Annotated in this window: 13 protein-coding genes and 1 tRNA gene; 4 read left to right on the top strand and 10 right to left on the bottom strand. The window is 56.7% G+C overall.

The window, feature by feature from the left end; genetic code table 11:
- Nucleotides 1-26: 26 nt before the first annotated feature.
- The 3 genes from G7069_RS00200 to nirK are packed head-to-tail and all read right to left on the bottom strand — an operon-like array spanning nucleotide 27 to nucleotide 2,912.
- Complete coding sequence (locus tag G7069_RS00200; protein ID WP_166293255.1) at nucleotides 27-617, bottom strand: SCO family protein; 591 nt, start codon at nucleotides 615-617, stop codon at nucleotides 27-29.
- Nucleotides 618-627: 10 nt separating this feature from the next.
- Nucleotides 628-1,389: a formylglycine-generating enzyme family protein gene (locus tag G7069_RS00195; protein ID WP_166293254.1), complete on the bottom strand. Its 762-nt coding sequence runs from the start codon at nucleotides 1,387-1,389 to the stop codon at nucleotides 628-630.
- Nucleotides 1,390-1,391: 2 nt separating this feature from the next.
- Nucleotides 1,392-2,912: a copper-containing nitrite reductase gene (gene nirK / locus G7069_RS00190; protein ID WP_240912590.1), complete on the bottom strand. Its 1,521-nt coding sequence runs from the start codon at nucleotides 2,910-2,912 to the stop codon at nucleotides 1,392-1,394.
- Nucleotides 2,913-3,085: 173 nt separating this feature from the next.
- Between nirK and fabA the strand changes: the two genes are divergently transcribed.
- Together fabA and fabB are read left to right on the top strand one after the other, a co-directional pair.
- Complete coding sequence (gene fabA / locus G7069_RS00185; RefSeq protein ID WP_166293253.1) at nucleotides 3,086-3,598, top strand: 3-hydroxyacyl-[acyl-carrier-protein] dehydratase FabA; 513 nt, start codon at nucleotides 3,086-3,088, stop codon at nucleotides 3,596-3,598.
- Entirely contained in the window at nucleotides 3,598-4,806 is a 1,209-nt protein-coding gene (fabB, locus tag G7069_RS00180) for a beta-ketoacyl-ACP synthase I (RefSeq protein ID WP_166293252.1), read from the top strand. The genes fabA and fabB overlap by 1 nt, the downstream gene beginning before the upstream one ends.
- A 17-nt stretch (nucleotides 4,807-4,823) precedes the next feature.
- On the opposite strand, the gene G7069_RS00175 is transcribed toward fabB, so the two are convergent.
- From G7069_RS00175 to G7069_RS00155, 5 genes are all read right to left on the bottom strand, one after another.
- Nucleotides 4,824-5,903, bottom strand: coding sequence for a PLP-dependent cysteine synthase family protein (locus G7069_RS00175; protein WP_240912589.1), 1,080 nt, complete (start codon nucleotides 5,901-5,903; stop codon nucleotides 4,824-4,826).
- Nucleotides 5,900-6,301 carry a SirB2 family protein gene (locus G7069_RS00170; protein ID WP_166293251.1) on the bottom strand — a complete coding sequence of 134 codons (402 nt, stop codon included), beginning with the start codon at nucleotides 6,299-6,301 and terminating at the stop codon, nucleotides 5,900-5,902. The genes G7069_RS00175 and G7069_RS00170 overlap by 4 nt, the downstream gene beginning before the upstream one ends.
- A gap of 15 nt (nucleotides 6,302-6,316) precedes the next feature.
- The gene (locus tag G7069_RS00165) at nucleotides 6,317-7,579 is read right to left on the bottom strand and encodes an NnrS family protein (RefSeq protein WP_166293250.1); all 1,263 of its coding nucleotides are present in this window, start codon (nucleotides 7,577-7,579) and stop codon (nucleotides 6,317-6,319) included.
- A complete protein-coding gene (locus G7069_RS00160; protein WP_166293249.1) occupies nucleotides 7,579-9,882 on the bottom strand; it encodes a nitric-oxide reductase large subunit in 2,304 nt (767 codons plus the stop codon). Before G7069_RS00160 ends, G7069_RS00165 begins: the two co-directional genes overlap by 1 nt.
- A gap of 144 nt (nucleotides 9,883-10,026) precedes the next feature.
- Nucleotides 10,027-10,111 (bottom strand) — tRNA-Leu (locus G7069_RS00155).
- Between the two features lie 106 nt (nucleotides 10,112-10,217).
- Between G7069_RS00155 and rnr the strand changes: the two genes are divergently transcribed.
- Nucleotides 10,218-12,638, top strand: coding sequence for a ribonuclease R (gene rnr, locus G7069_RS00150; protein WP_166293248.1), 2,421 nt, complete (start codon nucleotides 10,218-10,220; stop codon nucleotides 12,636-12,638).
- 26 nt (nucleotides 12,639-12,664) lie between these two features.
- Nucleotides 12,665-13,417 (top strand): 23S rRNA (guanosine(2251)-2'-O)-methyltransferase RlmB, encoded by a 753-nt coding sequence (rlmB, locus tag G7069_RS00145; RefSeq protein WP_166293247.1) that lies wholly within the window; start codon nucleotides 12,665-12,667, stop codon nucleotides 13,415-13,417.
- On the opposite strand, the gene rnt is transcribed toward rlmB, so the two are convergent.
- Entirely contained in the window at nucleotides 13,399-14,052 is a 654-nt protein-coding gene (gene rnt, locus G7069_RS00140; protein ID WP_166293246.1) for a ribonuclease T, read from the bottom strand. The genes rlmB and rnt overlap by 19 nt on opposite strands.
- Before the next feature lie 49 nt (nucleotides 14,053-14,101).
- Entirely contained in the window at nucleotides 14,102-14,806 is a 705-nt protein-coding gene (gene phoU, locus G7069_RS00135) for a phosphate signaling complex protein PhoU (protein WP_166293245.1), read from the bottom strand.
- Nucleotides 14,807-14,813: the final 7 nt, after the last annotated feature.

The following is a 14,813-nucleotide window of genomic DNA, read 5'->3' as shown; positions in this document are numbered from 1 at the left end:
TCGGGTCGAAAACCCGATTTTACCCGTTAACGCTGCTTCAACGCCGCGTGGATGGCTTGTATGAAGGCAGGGTCGGGCACGCTGCCCATTTGCTCGGTACGTGCGAGCTCGCGGCCGTCGCGGTCCAGCAGGATCAAAGCGCTGGTGTGGTTGAACTCGCCATCACTGAGCTTGCGGTATTTGATGCCCAGCACACCCGCAACAGCGGCGACGTCTTCTTTCGCCGGTGTCACCAAGTTCCAGCGCGTCAGGTCAAGTCGGCGTTGCTTGGCCACCGCCATCAGCTTTGGCGGCGTATCGCGCTCGTCATCCATGCTGATCAAGGTGATGCCCAGGCGCACCTTCTCGTCGGCACTCAGTTGCTTATCAATGGCAAGGCCACTGTCCACAATCAAAGGGCAAATGAACTTGCAAGAGGTATAGAACATACCGACGACACGGACATAGCCGCGCATCTGCGGAAAGGTTGAACGCTTACCGGATTCGTCAATGAATTTCGCATCCAATTGATAGACGGAATCGCTGGGCAAGGGTTTGTTGGATTGTGCTTTCGCAGGCAGGCTTAATGTTGCCGCTGCTAGCGTCAAACACAGAAAGACATTCGTCAGTTTGAACATGTGTGTCATCTCACTGCGCACAACGGAATCCAAGGTTGGATGTCACGTCGGACGCTTTCAAAGAAGAAAGCATGGCAATGCGCATCAATACTGCGTAGTTATCGCGGTCATTCATTGACAGTGCACCTGCACCGCAGAATTTCGAATTGTCGGCATCACCTTGCTTGCGATTGTCGGCATCGACCAACAACGAGGAGAAATCACCGGTCCATTCCCACACCAAACCGTGCATGTCGGAGACGCCATAGGCGTTGGGTGTTTGCAAACCCACACGCATTAATGTGGTGTTGGAAGGACGCGAATACCAACGCAAAATGCGTTCACGCCACACCGGATCTTTGCGTGCATCCGTTCGCGTTTCATCGGCAGCGGCCACCCATTCCCACTCGCTCCAATCAGGTAGACGTGCGCCTTGCGCTTTGCAGTACGCATCGGCTGCGAACCAGCTGACATTGACGACGGGTTGATCGGGTTGAACTTTGGACCCCAACACGGTGGGTGCGGCCCAGGAACTCAGATACCGTTTTTCCGCAAAGACCGTAGGCACTTTGCCGCGCTGCCATTTTGGATTGGCTTTGACGAAGGCCAAAAAGTCAGCATTCGTCACCGGCACGCGCATCAGCTTGAAAGGTGCAATTTTGATACGCGCTGCATCTTCATACTTCAACGCAGAGCGAAAACTACCACCGGGAATTGCCACGTACTTCGGCGAGACACTCCCCGTACTTACGACGGGGAGTGTCAGCAAAGCGATGGCGAGCCATTTATTCACGATCAGTGACCGCTACTCGCATCCGCCGGTTTCGCGGCACGTGCCTTGGCAGCATCTTCGCGCGTGATTTGGCCACCCGGGTTGCCCCAGCTGTTCAGCACAAAGGTACTGATATTGGCCACTTCATCGTCCGTGAGCTGATTCATCGGCGGCATGTTGGAGTTGTAGTCCTTGCCGTTGACCGTGATCGGACCGACCTTACCGTGCAAGATCACTTCAGCCACAATCTTGGGATTCTTGGCGATGTAATCCGACTTGGCGAGCGGCGGGAACACACCCGGCATGCCTTCACCATTGGCTTGGTGACAGGTTGAACACGTACCGGCGAAGAGCACCTTGCCTGCGGCAATGCGTTCTTCCTTGGTTGCCGCGCCCGTTGCAGCCGCGGTCGCAGCTGCCGTGCCGATGGCCGTGATGGGGCCGCTGCCTGCCTTGTCGCCGATATACATTTCGTCGACTTCCTTGCCGGAATAGATCGATTTGTTTTCCGGACCGTCCACTTTCAGGATGGCCAGCGCGCCCTTGTTGAATGCACGGAAGATCGAGTGATCGACCATCACGTAGCTACCCGGCACTTCGACGTGGAAATCCATCATCGATGCACCACCCGCCGGAATCAGCGTGGTTTGGATATTTTCGTTCGGGTTGCGTGCGCCTTCCGGATAGACCTTGTCGAAGATTTCACCGATGACGTGGAAGCTCGACACCAAGTTCGGGCCACCGTTGCCGACATACAGGCGAACGTTTTCGCCAACCTTGGCCTTCAAGGCTTTTTCATTGGTCAACGAACCTTCGCGACCGTTGAACAACACATAGCTCGGTTGCTCGGCAATGGCTTTTTCCATGTCGAAGCCTTGGTGACCCTTGTCGTGATACTTGCCGACCGTATAGAAGTCGCCCTGCATCACGTAGTACTCCTTGTCGACCTTCGGCAAGCCCTCCGGCGGTTCAACCAAGATCAAGCCGTACATCCCGTTGGCAATGTGCATGCCGACCGGCGCGGTCGCGCAGTGGTACACATAGATGCCCGCGTTCAAGGCCTTGAACGTGAATTGCGTGGTGTGGCCAGGCGCCGTAAACGAGGACGAAGCACCACCGCCCGGACCGGTCACGCCGTGAAGGTCGATGTTGTGCGGCATCTTCGAGTCGGGCATGTTGTGCAGGCGCATTTCAACCGTGTCGCCTTGGCGAACGCGAATGAAGCTGCCTGGCACGGTGCCACCGAAGGTCCAGAAGGTGTAGGTCACGCCTTCAGAGATTTCCATTTCTTTTTCTTGCACGATCAGGTCGACAATGACCTTCGCCGGCTTGTTGCGGCCGGTCGCTGGTGGCACAAGAGGGGGAGACGTGAGTACCGCATGGATCGGCGGGCCTTGTGGCGGGCCGAAGTCGCCGTGTGCCGAGCCGCCATCACCTGGCTTTGGCTGCGTTTGCCCTTGGGCATCTGCATTTTTATCGGTCTTATCACAGCCTGCGAATAGCAAGCTGGCGGCAATCATGAAGCTTAAAACGGTACTTTTCATGGTCTTCCTCTTAGAACCCAAATGTTCTGAAGTGAATTATTTGCCTTTCTTTCCCCGTTCATCTTGACATGAATCAAGTTGGCTAATCTCCCGTTAAATCCCTCGCGTACAGGCGCGAATGGTCATATCTGCCGCCTACACTAGTCAGTCTACTTCTCCGACAGGCTGCATGCGTGCGACCGAGTTCATTGGACAAAGAACAACTACTGGCGTGTGCCCGTGGCGAACTTTTCGGCCCTGGCAACGCGAAATTGCCCGCGCCCCCCATGTTGATGTTTGACCGTATCACTGAAATCAGTGAAACCGGCGGCCATCACGGCAAAGGCGTGTTGCGCGCCGAGCTTGATATCAATCCCGATCTTTGGTTCTTCAAATGCCATTTTGTCGATGATCCCGTCATGCCTGGCTGCTTGGGCGTTGATGCCATGTGGCAACTCGCAGGGTTCTATTTGCCGTGGCTGGGCGAACCGGGTCGCGGTCGCGCTTTGGGCGTGGGCGAAGTGAAGTTCGCCGGTCAAGTGCTGCCGTCGTCGAAGACGGTGTCTTACAACATCCACATTCGTCGCGTGATGCGCGGCAAGCTGCGTCTGGTGATTGCCGACGGTGAAACCTTTGTCGATGGCAAAGAGATTTACACAGCAAGCAATTTGCGCGTGGGCTTGTTCCAAGAGACGGAGGCGTTTTGATGCGTCGCGTGGTCGTCACAGGTATGGGAATTGTGTCGCCGCTTGGCAATGATGCGGCGACAGTCACAGCGTCTTTGCGCGATAGCCGAGCGGGTATTGCGCATATTGCCGAGTACGCAGAGATGGGCATGCGATCGCAGATCGCAGGTGTCTGCACGATTGATTTGGATGCATTGATCGATCGCAAGCAAAAACGCTTCATGGGCGATGCCGCGGCTTTCGCGGCGGTTGCCATGAAGAACGCCATGACGGACGCAGGTCTTGAGGATGTCGTCTCAGGCAATCCACGCATTGGTGTGATTGCAGGGTCGGGTGGTGCATCGGCTGAGTGGCAGATCGCCACAGGCGATTTGATGCGCGAGCGCGGCGTGCGCAAGGTCGGCCCCTATATGGTGCCGCGCACGATGTGCAGCACGGTGTCGGCCGCGTTGGCCACTAGCTTTGGTATTCGCGGCGTCAGCTATTCCTTGTCTGCAGCGTGTGCAACATCTGCGCATTGCATTGGTGCAGCGGCAGATTTGATTCGACACGGTGCACAAGACATTGTGTTTGCCGGCGGTGGCGAAGAATTGCACTGGGGCATGACCTGTCAGTTCGATGCGATGGGCGCGCTGTCCACGCACTTCAACGACACACCGCAAACCGCATCGCGTCCTTATGACGCATCGCGCGATGGTTTTGTCATCGGCAGCGGTGGCGGCATGTTGGTGCTCGAAGACTACGAGCATGCGAAGAAACGTGGCGCCAAAATCCATGCTGAGTTGATTGGCTACGGCGTGACCAGCGACGGCATGGATATGGTCGCGCCGTCAGGCGAAGGTGCCGTGCGATGCATGCGCATGGCCATTGAAGGAATCGGTCGCGAGATTGACTACGTCAATACCCATGGCACGTCGACACCTTTGGGCGATATCACCGAATTGAAGGCGGTTCGAGAAGTCTTTGGCGACAACATGCCTGCGATTTCGTCGACAAAAGCTTTGAGTGGTCATTCACTCGGTGCGGCGAGTGTGCATGAAGCGATCTATTCCATTCTGATGATGCAGAACGACTTCTTGGCAGCCTCCGCCAATATCGAACAATTGGATCCCGACTGCGAAGGCTTCAATATCCTGCAATCACGTGCAGATCGCGCGGTGAACACAGTGCTGTCAAACAGTTTTGGCTTCGGCGGCACGAATGCCGCCTTGGTGTTTGCACGGGCCTAAGCCCGACTCACACAGGGTCAGCAGTGGCTGCCTAGTTCGTCACGAATCGTGCGCATGCGTGCGTCGACTTCAATATTGCGCTGAGAACGCCACTCAGCGTCGTAGAGCGTTTCGCGATAGCGAATGCCGCGATCGCACAGCAGGGTGACGATGCTCCCTTGCTCGTTGTTCGCACGCATTTCGCGTGCGAGTTCGATACAGGCAATGAGATTGGTGCCCGAAGAGCCGCCGTAGCGAATCCCCAACACGCCTTCCAAAACCAGCATTGCTGCAATGGCGTCCGCATCTTCCACTTCAATGACGCGGTCAATCACGTCGAATTGGAAGCTGGGCTCAACTTTCTGACGACCAATGCCTTCGATCAAGCTCCAGCAGTCGACGGATGCATCACGATTATTGTCGCGCCACCCTTCTGCGAAGACCTGACCTTTGGGTTCGGCCACGGTCAGCACCGTGTTCAACATGCGATAGCGCAAGTAGCGACCAATTGTGGCCGACGTGCCGCCGGTGCCGGCACCGCACACAATGTGTCGTGGAATCGGGTGCTTCTCTTTTTCCATCTGACCGATGATGGATTCGGCGATGTTGTTGTTGCCACGCCAATCCGTTGCGCGTTCCGCAAGACCGAATTGATCCAAGAAACAGGCGCCGTTCTGCGCAATCTCACGTGCGCGCGCTTGTGTGCATTGGCCTACGCGGGTCAAATCACAAATGCCGCCGAGTGCGCGAATGGCATCAATCTTGCCCGGCGAAGTCGTTTCAGGCATCACCGCGGTGAATGTAAGACCCAACATGCGCGCAAACCACGCTTCGGAAATCGCGGTGCTGCCCGATGAGGCGTCCACCACCGACATGCCTTCTTTCAAGCGGCCATTGCACAGTGCGTACAAGAACAACGAACGCGCCAAACGGTGCTTCAAGCTACCCGTGGGGTGCGAGGCTTCATCCTTGAAATAGAAATCAATGCCGGGAAAGGCACTGAATTGCACATGCAGCAGGTGTGTATCGGCGGAGCGGGCGGATTCGCGCTGGATTGCGCGAATGGCTTGATTGACCCAAGTACGGTCGATCGACGTCGGATTTGAGGGCGTATTCACGCCAAGTATTTTAGCAGCCAACCGTACGGATGATGCGCTCGCGCAATGCTGACAATGGTGCCGAAGACACACAGCGCCAGAACGTAATAGACGGTACGCGTAGGTCTGCTGAACTTTCTGCGCATCGCGAGCACGCCAAGCAGCACATAGACCACCACCAGAATCAATTTGACGGTTAGCCAGCCGTTCGCAAACATCGCACCCGGCAACATGCTGAACAACATCGCCGCTGCGGTGAGCAGGGTGGTATCGATCACCCAGCTCGTCCAGCGCATACCGGTGTGATAGGGCCAGTTCTGATTGAACAAAGCAGCAGCACCACGTAGTGCGAACAAGCTGCCACTCAAGATGACGGTCAAAATGTGGATGGAACGAATAACAGGGTAAAACTCAATCATTTGAAGTCTCTTTGCTCAGCCGGGTTTGCCATCACGACGTGGCTGCAAGTAAATGAGGGTGGAGCGGGCGACCCAAGGCAGGAAGGCGATCACCCAAAGCAGTGCGGCCCAAGCGTAACCCGCCATGGGGTCACTTAATAGTTCGCCAAATAGGCGCAAGACGGCCGTCAGTTGCACGAGTACAAATGCAAACCACGCGGCCTTCGGCATTTCCAACATGCGGCCCGAATGTCCCTGCGTCACGCGGGTGACCATTGCCACCAGCAAGCCGCCGAAACAGCCGATGTACAGCAGATGCAATGGCCCGCGACCCAGCGTGCCTGCACTGGGATTGAGTAGGGCGAACACATCTTGTGCGCCCATCAATGCAAACGAAATCGGCAGCCATGCAAGCGCGATGAACAGGACACGCAACAAGCCCGGCGATTTTCCACGCGGCCACCAGCGTGCCAGCGCGAATGCCGCGACAGATGCAAAGGCGATTTCAACCAACCAAGTGAAGCGATGTGCATCCATGATTTTCAGCGTGCACAACAGCAGCATTGCGATCCAAAGGATGACCAGCAACGCGTTCGGTCGCCACATCGAATAGCCCGCGACGACGTTGTTTGCAAAGAACGGAAACATCCGATGCGCGACGGTGAAAAAGATCGGTACCAACAGGACGTACGTGCCCACCTTGATACTCGCCACCATCCAGCGTGCATCTTCCAAATTCATGTAGACGACTGCGCACAACAAACCCAATAAACCGCACAACATGCCGGCAAAGCATGACCACGCATGCCAGTTCGTGGGTTTCAGTTCGCGACGTGCTTCGAACAATTTTTCCCCTAACAGGAATAGACCGGTTGTCCAGCCTGCCAAGGTCATGAAGATGCCGATATGCACCCATGCCTGCAGGCCAAACGCCGCACCTGCGACCGTAGCTACTTGACCACCCAACAGACCAACGCCCACCGGCACATAGTGCCAGCGGGCAAAGTCCTTAAGTCCCATCCAACGCGGGAAAACAGTCAGTAGAAAACCGAAGAAGAAGGGCGGAAACAGCTGGTATTGCATGATCAAGGCGTGCAGCCAACCGGCGTACACCAGTGGCTGCGGCGCGTTGAACAATTGCCAGCGTGTATTGGCCAGCCAACTCAACCACCACACCGTTGCGAGCAACACATTGAGTGCACCCACGAAGAACAGCAAGCGATGCGGTGCATTGGACAGGACTTCAATACTGAAGCCCTGCTTGCCATCCTTCGAGGCTGCGGTGTGGTCGGTTTTCATCACAGTGGGCTTTGGTCAATCGTGCGTTGGACATCCGCCGGGGTCGTTTCGTCAAATGACGGATCCGCCTTCGGCAAGATCCAATGCCGAAGGACGAACCAACCCAAGAGCACGGCACCAATCGAGAAGATGATGTCGCCCGGCATACGCATCCAAACCAGCACATCAACAATGGGCTTGCCCATGAACTCAGCCGAACGTGCATACCAGTAGCCGTGATCCAATGCGGCTTGCAGCTGCAGTGTGCCCAAGGGCAACAAGGTGAGTACGGCCATCAGCGTCAAGCCGATATTGAACGCCCAGAACGATGCCTTCAACGTGCCGGTGTGCCATAGCGCATTGCCTTTCAAGCCACGCAGGCAGAACAGCATCAAACCAATACCGAGCATGCCGTAGACACCAAACAACGCCGTGTGTCCGTGGAGCGGGGTGAGGTTCAAGCCCTGCATGTAGTACAGCGCAATCGGCGTGTTGATCAAGAAGCCGAACAAGCCTGCACCCACCAAGTTCCAGAAGCTCACAGCGAGGAAGAACATGATCGGCCAGCGATAGCGCGCCATCCACGGCACAGATTGTCCGTGACGCCAAGTTTCGTGCGCTTCAAGACCAATGATCGCGAGCGGCACCACTTCAAGTGCGGAGAACGACGCACCCAATGCCACGGCTGCCGTTGTCGTCCCTGCGAAGTAGAGGTGATGGAACATGCCCAACACACCGCCCGTGAGGTAGATGATCGTGGCAAACAACACGTTGTTGGTGGCGGTCTTTCCGCGAATCAATCCGAGCTTGACGAACAAGAAGCTCAGAACGGCGACGGCAAACACTTCAAAGAAGCCTTCCACCCAGAGATGGACGACCCACCAGCGCCAATACTCGACGACGGAAATGTGCGTCTTTTCGCCCCACATCAAACCCGCGCCGTAGAACAGGCCGATAGCCACGGTTGAGAGGAACATCAACCCGACGATGGACGACATTTCATCTTTGCGACGGAGTGCCGGCCACAGTGCACGGCCTACGAGGAAGAGCCACAGCAACAAACCAATGAACAGGAAGGCCTGCCAGAAACGGCCGATGTCGACGTATTCCCAGCCCTGATGACCGAACCAGAAGTTCTTGTCCAAGCCCATCTTTTGCATGACGGCAAACCATTGGCCGCCGAATGCGCCGATCACAATGACCAGCAAACAGACAAACAAGAAGTTCACGCCAAAGCGTTGGAACTTCGGTTCGTGCCCTGAAATTGCAGGCGCAATGTAGAGGCCGGTACCGAGCCACGCGGTCGCAATCCACAACACGGCCAGTTGCGTGTGCCAGCTTCGCGTGAGCGAGTAGGGCAGGTATTCGGCAATCTTGAAGCCATAGGCTTCTTGACCTTCGACTTGATAGTGCGCCGTGGTGGCACCCAACACGATCTGCACCAAGAACAAGGCGACCACGATCCAGAAATACTTAGCCGTGGCCTTCATCGACGGTGTGATCGTGAGATCCAACATCGGGTCGCGTGCCGGCGGTACAGGTGCTTCTTCCTTGCCGTGATAAGCCGCGTAGTGCCAGGTGAGAAGGCCAATACCGGCAATCAAGAAGAGGATGGAAAACATCGACCACATGAAGGCGCTCGACGTCGGCACATTGCCGATGGCGGGGTCATACGGCCAGTTGTTGGTGTAGGTCACGTCGACCTTTTCAGGACGATCGGTACTTGCGGCCCAAGCCGTCCAGAAAATGAAAGAGGTCAGTGCGCGACGATGTGATTCATCTGGCACGGTGTTTTCGCGCATGGCGTAGGTTTCACGCAACTCATGCGTCGCCGGGTCATTCGAGAACAGGCTCATGTAGTGCGCGGCAACCGCACTCATCGCAAGCGCGCGTTCGTCAGAGACCACCAAATCCCCAGTCTTGGCGTCATAGGTGTTCGCACGGAACTCGCGCTTGATACCGGCATGGACACCGGCCAATTCTTCCGGCGTCAATGCACTCGACGGCACGCCGGCTTTCGCACGCGACATCAATTCAGTGCGGGCAACGACCTCGCGGTGAATCCAGTCGGCAGACCAGTCAGGGGCGACCAATGCACCATGGCCCCAGATCGAGCCAAGCTGTTGCCCGCCGATGCTTTGCCAAACTTGACGGCCTTTATCAATATCGGCTCGGGTGTAGAGCACTTGGCCCGCTTGGGTGACGACCCGTTCCGGAACCGGTGGTTTCGTTCGATACAGCTCACTGCCTAGCCAAAGCATCACCCCGAAGCTTGCAATCAGGAGTGCTGCCAAGCCAAGCCAAAGTTTCTTGGTTGTCGACATTTTTGTTCTCCACTAAGTCCCCGCCATTCTCATCCCGGGGTTCGTGGACAGTCTTGATTCAGGTCAAGTGCGGCGACGTCGTGGTTTTTGGGGTCGCAGACACGGAAAAGCCCCGCTGCAAGCGAGGCTTTTCGGATTGAATCTTGGTGCCCAAGAGAGGACTCGAACCTCCACGCCTCGCGGCGCTAGTACCTGAAACTAGTGCGTCTACCAATTCCGCCACCTGGGCAGGTGAGCGGGATAGTCTGCACTGCAGCCGCCAGACTGTCAATTCTGCAGGGTCTCTATTTACGGTAAATACGGCACCGTCAAGCATCCTGTGCAACCATTTGCCGATGACGAAGAAAACAACGAAAGGCTCCGGCAAAGGATTCAAATCTGGGTCAAAGACCCCTAGCGCGACAAACAAGGGCAAATCGCCCGGCAAGTCGACCGGAAATTTCGCAGGAAAGCACCCCGGCAAACCGGCCGGAAAGCGCAAATCTCACTTGCCTGGCTGGCTGCCAGATCGACCCGGGCAAATGGCCATGGACCCCATGGCGCGCCGTGAAGCCGAACGCTATGCAGACCCGATCGCGAGCCGTGAAGCCATTTTGTTGTTCCTGTCTCAGGCAGGTGAACCGCAAACAGATCTGGACATTGCCGCGCAATTCGAACTGACGGTGCCCGAGCGCCTAGAGGTCTTGCGCAAGCGATTGGCTGCCATGGTGCGCGATGGACAACTGTTGTTGAACCGTGCCGATGGCTATGTCCCCGCACACAAGGTCGACCTCATTTCCGGCACCTTGATTGCGAACCCGGAAGGCTTCGGATTTTTGCGTCCAGATGAATCGCGCGAAGACATCTTTTTGCCGCCGTACGAAATGCGCAAAGCCCTTCACGGCGATCGCGTATTGGTCAGCATTGCGGGTCTTGATCGTCGCGGACGGCCAGAAGGACAGATTGTTGAAGTGCTCGAGCGCAGAATTGCGCGCCTCACGGGTCGCTTCGTACTTGAATCCGGCATCAGCTATCTGATTCCGGACGACAAACGCATTCAACGCAATGTGCAAATTCCGCAAGATGCGCGCGGCGCTGCAAACAACGGTCAATTGGTTGTTGCAGAGATGACGAGTCCCGGCGACAACATTCGTCCACCGATCGGCAAGATCGTGGCGGTGTTGGGCGATAAGTTGACGCCCTCATTGGTGGTCGAAGCGGCCATTCACGGCCACAACTTGCCCTTCGAGTTTCCGCAGGCCGTCTTGGATGAAGCGGCCAGCGTGCCCTTGGAAGTGCCGGCGTCGGTCTCCGCACAGCGATTGGATTTGCGTGCGGTACCGCTGGTCACCATTGATGGCGAAGACGCAAAAGATTTTGACGATGCGGTGTGGTGCGAACCGACAGCGCGCGGCTTCCGATTGATTGTCGCGATTGCAGATGTCTCGCACTACGTCCGTCCCGGCACGCCTTTGGACGATGAAGCACAGCTTCGCGCTACCAGTGTGTACTTCCCGGGCTTTGTCGTGCCGATGTTGCCCGAGACCCTATCGAACGGCATTTGCTCGCTCAATCCCAAAGTCGATCGCCTCTGCTTCGTGTGCGACATGGAGATCAACGCACGTGGTGAAGTGCTTGAATCGAGCTTCCACGAAGCCGTCATGCGCTCCCATGCGCGCTTGACCTATACGCAAGTGTGGAATGCCTTGGGTGAGGATATCGGCGAAGAAGACAAACTGCAGGCACTGGCAGCGGTCGGTGATCTGTTGCCGCAAGTCCGCAACCTACATGCTTTGTACAAAGTGTTCTCAGCTGCGCGTAAGTCGCGCGGCGCGATTGAGTTCGAATCGTCTGAAGTGCGCTTTGTGTTGGACAACACAGGGCAGGTGACGCAGGCGGGCATGTTGTTACGTAACGATGCACACAAGCTCATTGAGGAGTGCATGATTGCGGCAAACGTGGAAGCTGCGCGTTTTCTCGAGCGAAATCACATTCCCGCGCCCTATCGCATTCACGACAAGCCGCCTGAAGCGAAGTTTGCAGACACGTTGGAGTTCTTGAAAGAGTTCTCGCTGAGCTTGCCGCCGTGGGGCAAAATCCAACCGGGCGATTTCACGCGCTTGCTTGAGAAGATTCGCGAGCGGCCCGACGCGGCCTTGATCGAAACGGTGCTACTCCGCAGTCAAAGTTTGGCCGTGTACTCACCGGACAACATCGGTCACTTCGGCTTGGCACTGTCGGAATACGCGCACTTTACGTCGCCCATTCGTCGCTATCCCGATCTCTTGGTACACCGCGCGATCAAGCACATCTTGCATGGCGGATCCGCGGGTAAGGATTGGTATTCCCCGCGTGAAATGGCGGCACTGACGTTGCAGTGCAGCGAACGCGAACGTCGTGCAGACGAAGCCGAGCGTGAAGTGGATGAGCGCTATCGCGCTGCCTGGATGGAAAAGCACGTCGGTGGAAAGTTCAGTGGCGTGATTAGCGGCGTCACCAACTTCGGCGTCTTTGTTGAGTTGGATGAGTCAAAGGTCAATGGCTTGGTGCATGTGACCCAGTTGCCGAATGATTTCTATCACTTCGATCCCATTCGCAAAACCATGACAGGTGAGCGCCGCGGCCGCGTCTTCCGCTTGGGTGATCGCGTCGACATCATCGTGATGAAGGCCAATATGGAAGACCGCAAGATCGACTTCAAATTGGCCGAAGGCGGCGCAGCGCCGATGGAAGACACGCGCGGCAAGCCGGTCAAACGCAATAAGAAGAAATACTGAACGCGCACAGCAGGCACAATACGCACATGAGTAAAGATTCCCAATGGGTCGTCGGCCTAAACGCAGTGGCGGCAGCGCTCGAGCATGATGCTGCGCATGTGCTCGAAGTATTGATTGAAGCGGGGAGTCAAAACCCGCGTGCGACAGAGATCGAACAGCAGGCCAGAAGGCTCGGTATCGAAGTCCGCAAAGTCGGCAAGCAAGCGATGGAGGGCATCGCCGGCGGCGTGACCCGTCACCAGGGCGCGGCAGCGCGCTATGCGGCGGCGCCGGTGCTGGACGAGAACGCCTTGCAAGACATCGTCGATCAAGCGGACGGCAAAGCGCTCATTCTGGTGTTGGATGGTGTGCAAGATCCACACAACTTGGGTGCCTGTTTGCGCAGTGCCTATGCGGCCGGCGCCCATGCGGTGATGATCCCGAAAGACAAAGCAGTCCAGGTGAACGCTACGGTGCGTAAAACGTCGGCAGGTGCCGCTGATCGTATTCCGGTGGTGCGCGTCACCAATCTCGCGCGTGCCTTGAAGGACCTGCAGCAGCTGAATGTTTGGATTTACGGCATCGATGGTGAAGCCACGTCGCGCATCTACGACACCGACCTCAAAGGGAATGTCGCATTGGTGATGGGCAGCGAAGGCGAAGGCATGCGCCGTCTCACGCGTGAGCATTGCGATGGCATCGTCGCGATTCCGATGCCCGGCCAGATGGAAAGCTTGAATGTGTCAGTGGCGGCCGGAATCGCCTTGTTCGAAGCGGTGCGTCAGCGCGTTTCGGTGTGAGGATCGCCGCTTAGCGGTCCCCAACGATTCACCAAAGCACAAAAAACATCTGCGGTTCGCTCGGCATCATAGAGCGCAGAATGTGCCGCCTTGCTGTCCCATTGCACACCAATCGATTGCACAGCCCGAGCGAGCACGGTTTGACCTAAACCGACGCCGGCCAAAGTCACGGTATCGAACACCGAGAAAGGGTGGAAGGGATTGCGCTTGTGCTTGCTGCGCGCCACCGCCGCATTGACGAATCCCAGATCGAAATGCGCGTTGTGCCCTACAAGAATCGCGCGCTGACAGTTTTGAACCCGCACCTCTTCACGGACCAATGCAAAGACGTGCTCGAGCGCGTCGCGTTCCTGCTTGGCCAAGCGAAACGGGTGATCCAATTGAATGCCGGTCACTTCTAGAGATTTTGGATCGATCTCCATGCCTTCGGCGGGCACCACATGGGCGTGCGCAGAATCGTGCAGTTTCAGCTGTCCGTTTTCGTCGAACCGCAGCGTCACCGCCGCAATCTCCAAGAGTGCGTGCTTGCCGCAGTCAAAGCCGCCGGTTTCGACATCCACCACCACGGGTAGAAAGCCGCGGAAACGGCTGGCCATGGTGAAGGGAGCGGTTTTTGACTCGATCGGTGCATCCATGCCGACAGTTTAACGGTGTCGCCGGCTAGGCAGCGACACAGAGGTGGCATCAGTCGTGCATGGTGTTGGAGTCGTCCATCTTGGTTCGACGCGGCAGTGCGCGCGGCCCGTGCACGCGATAGACGATGTTTTCAGCAATATTGGTGGCGTGATCACCGATGCGCTCGATGTTTTTTGCCATGAAGAGCAAGTGAGTGCACGAAGTGATATTGCGCGGATCTTCCATCATGTAGGTCAGCAGCTCGCGGAAGATGCCGGTGTACTGCATATCAAGGGCGGCGTCGTCCTCACGGACTTTCATGGCACGCTCCGGATCCAAGTCGGAATAGGCTTTCATGACATTGCGCAATTGCTGTACGGCCAGTCGTCCCAATGCATCCAGACCAACCACATGCGGCACGGGCAGGGCAGGCGCGGCATTCAAAGCGATCGCGCGCTTTGCGAGGTTCGAGGCATAGTCGCCCACACGCTCAATATCAGAGGCAATGCGTAACGAGCTCAAAATTGCGCGGAGGTCAGAGGCCAGCGGGCCACCGGTGGCGAGCTTCATGACGTCTTCGCTGACCTGTTGCTCGAGCGCATCAATGGCATCGTCGTTGGCAACAATGCGTTGTGCGGCACGGTCGTCACGACGTGCGATGACATCGAGTGCGGCTTCAAGCTGCGCAATGGCCATTTCGCCCATGCGTTCGATTTCCGAGCGCAAGCGCGCGTGTTCTTCTTCAATACCGGACATGAGGTGGGTGTTTGCCATGGTGAAA

Source organism: Lysobacter sp. HDW10 (assembly GCF_011300685.1).
Taxonomy (GTDB): Bacteria; Pseudomonadota; Gammaproteobacteria; order Xanthomonadales; family Xanthomonadaceae; genus Solilutibacter.
The sequence above is the reverse complement of the archived record's forward strand: the minus strand, read 5'-3'. Positions and strand labels throughout refer to the sequence as shown.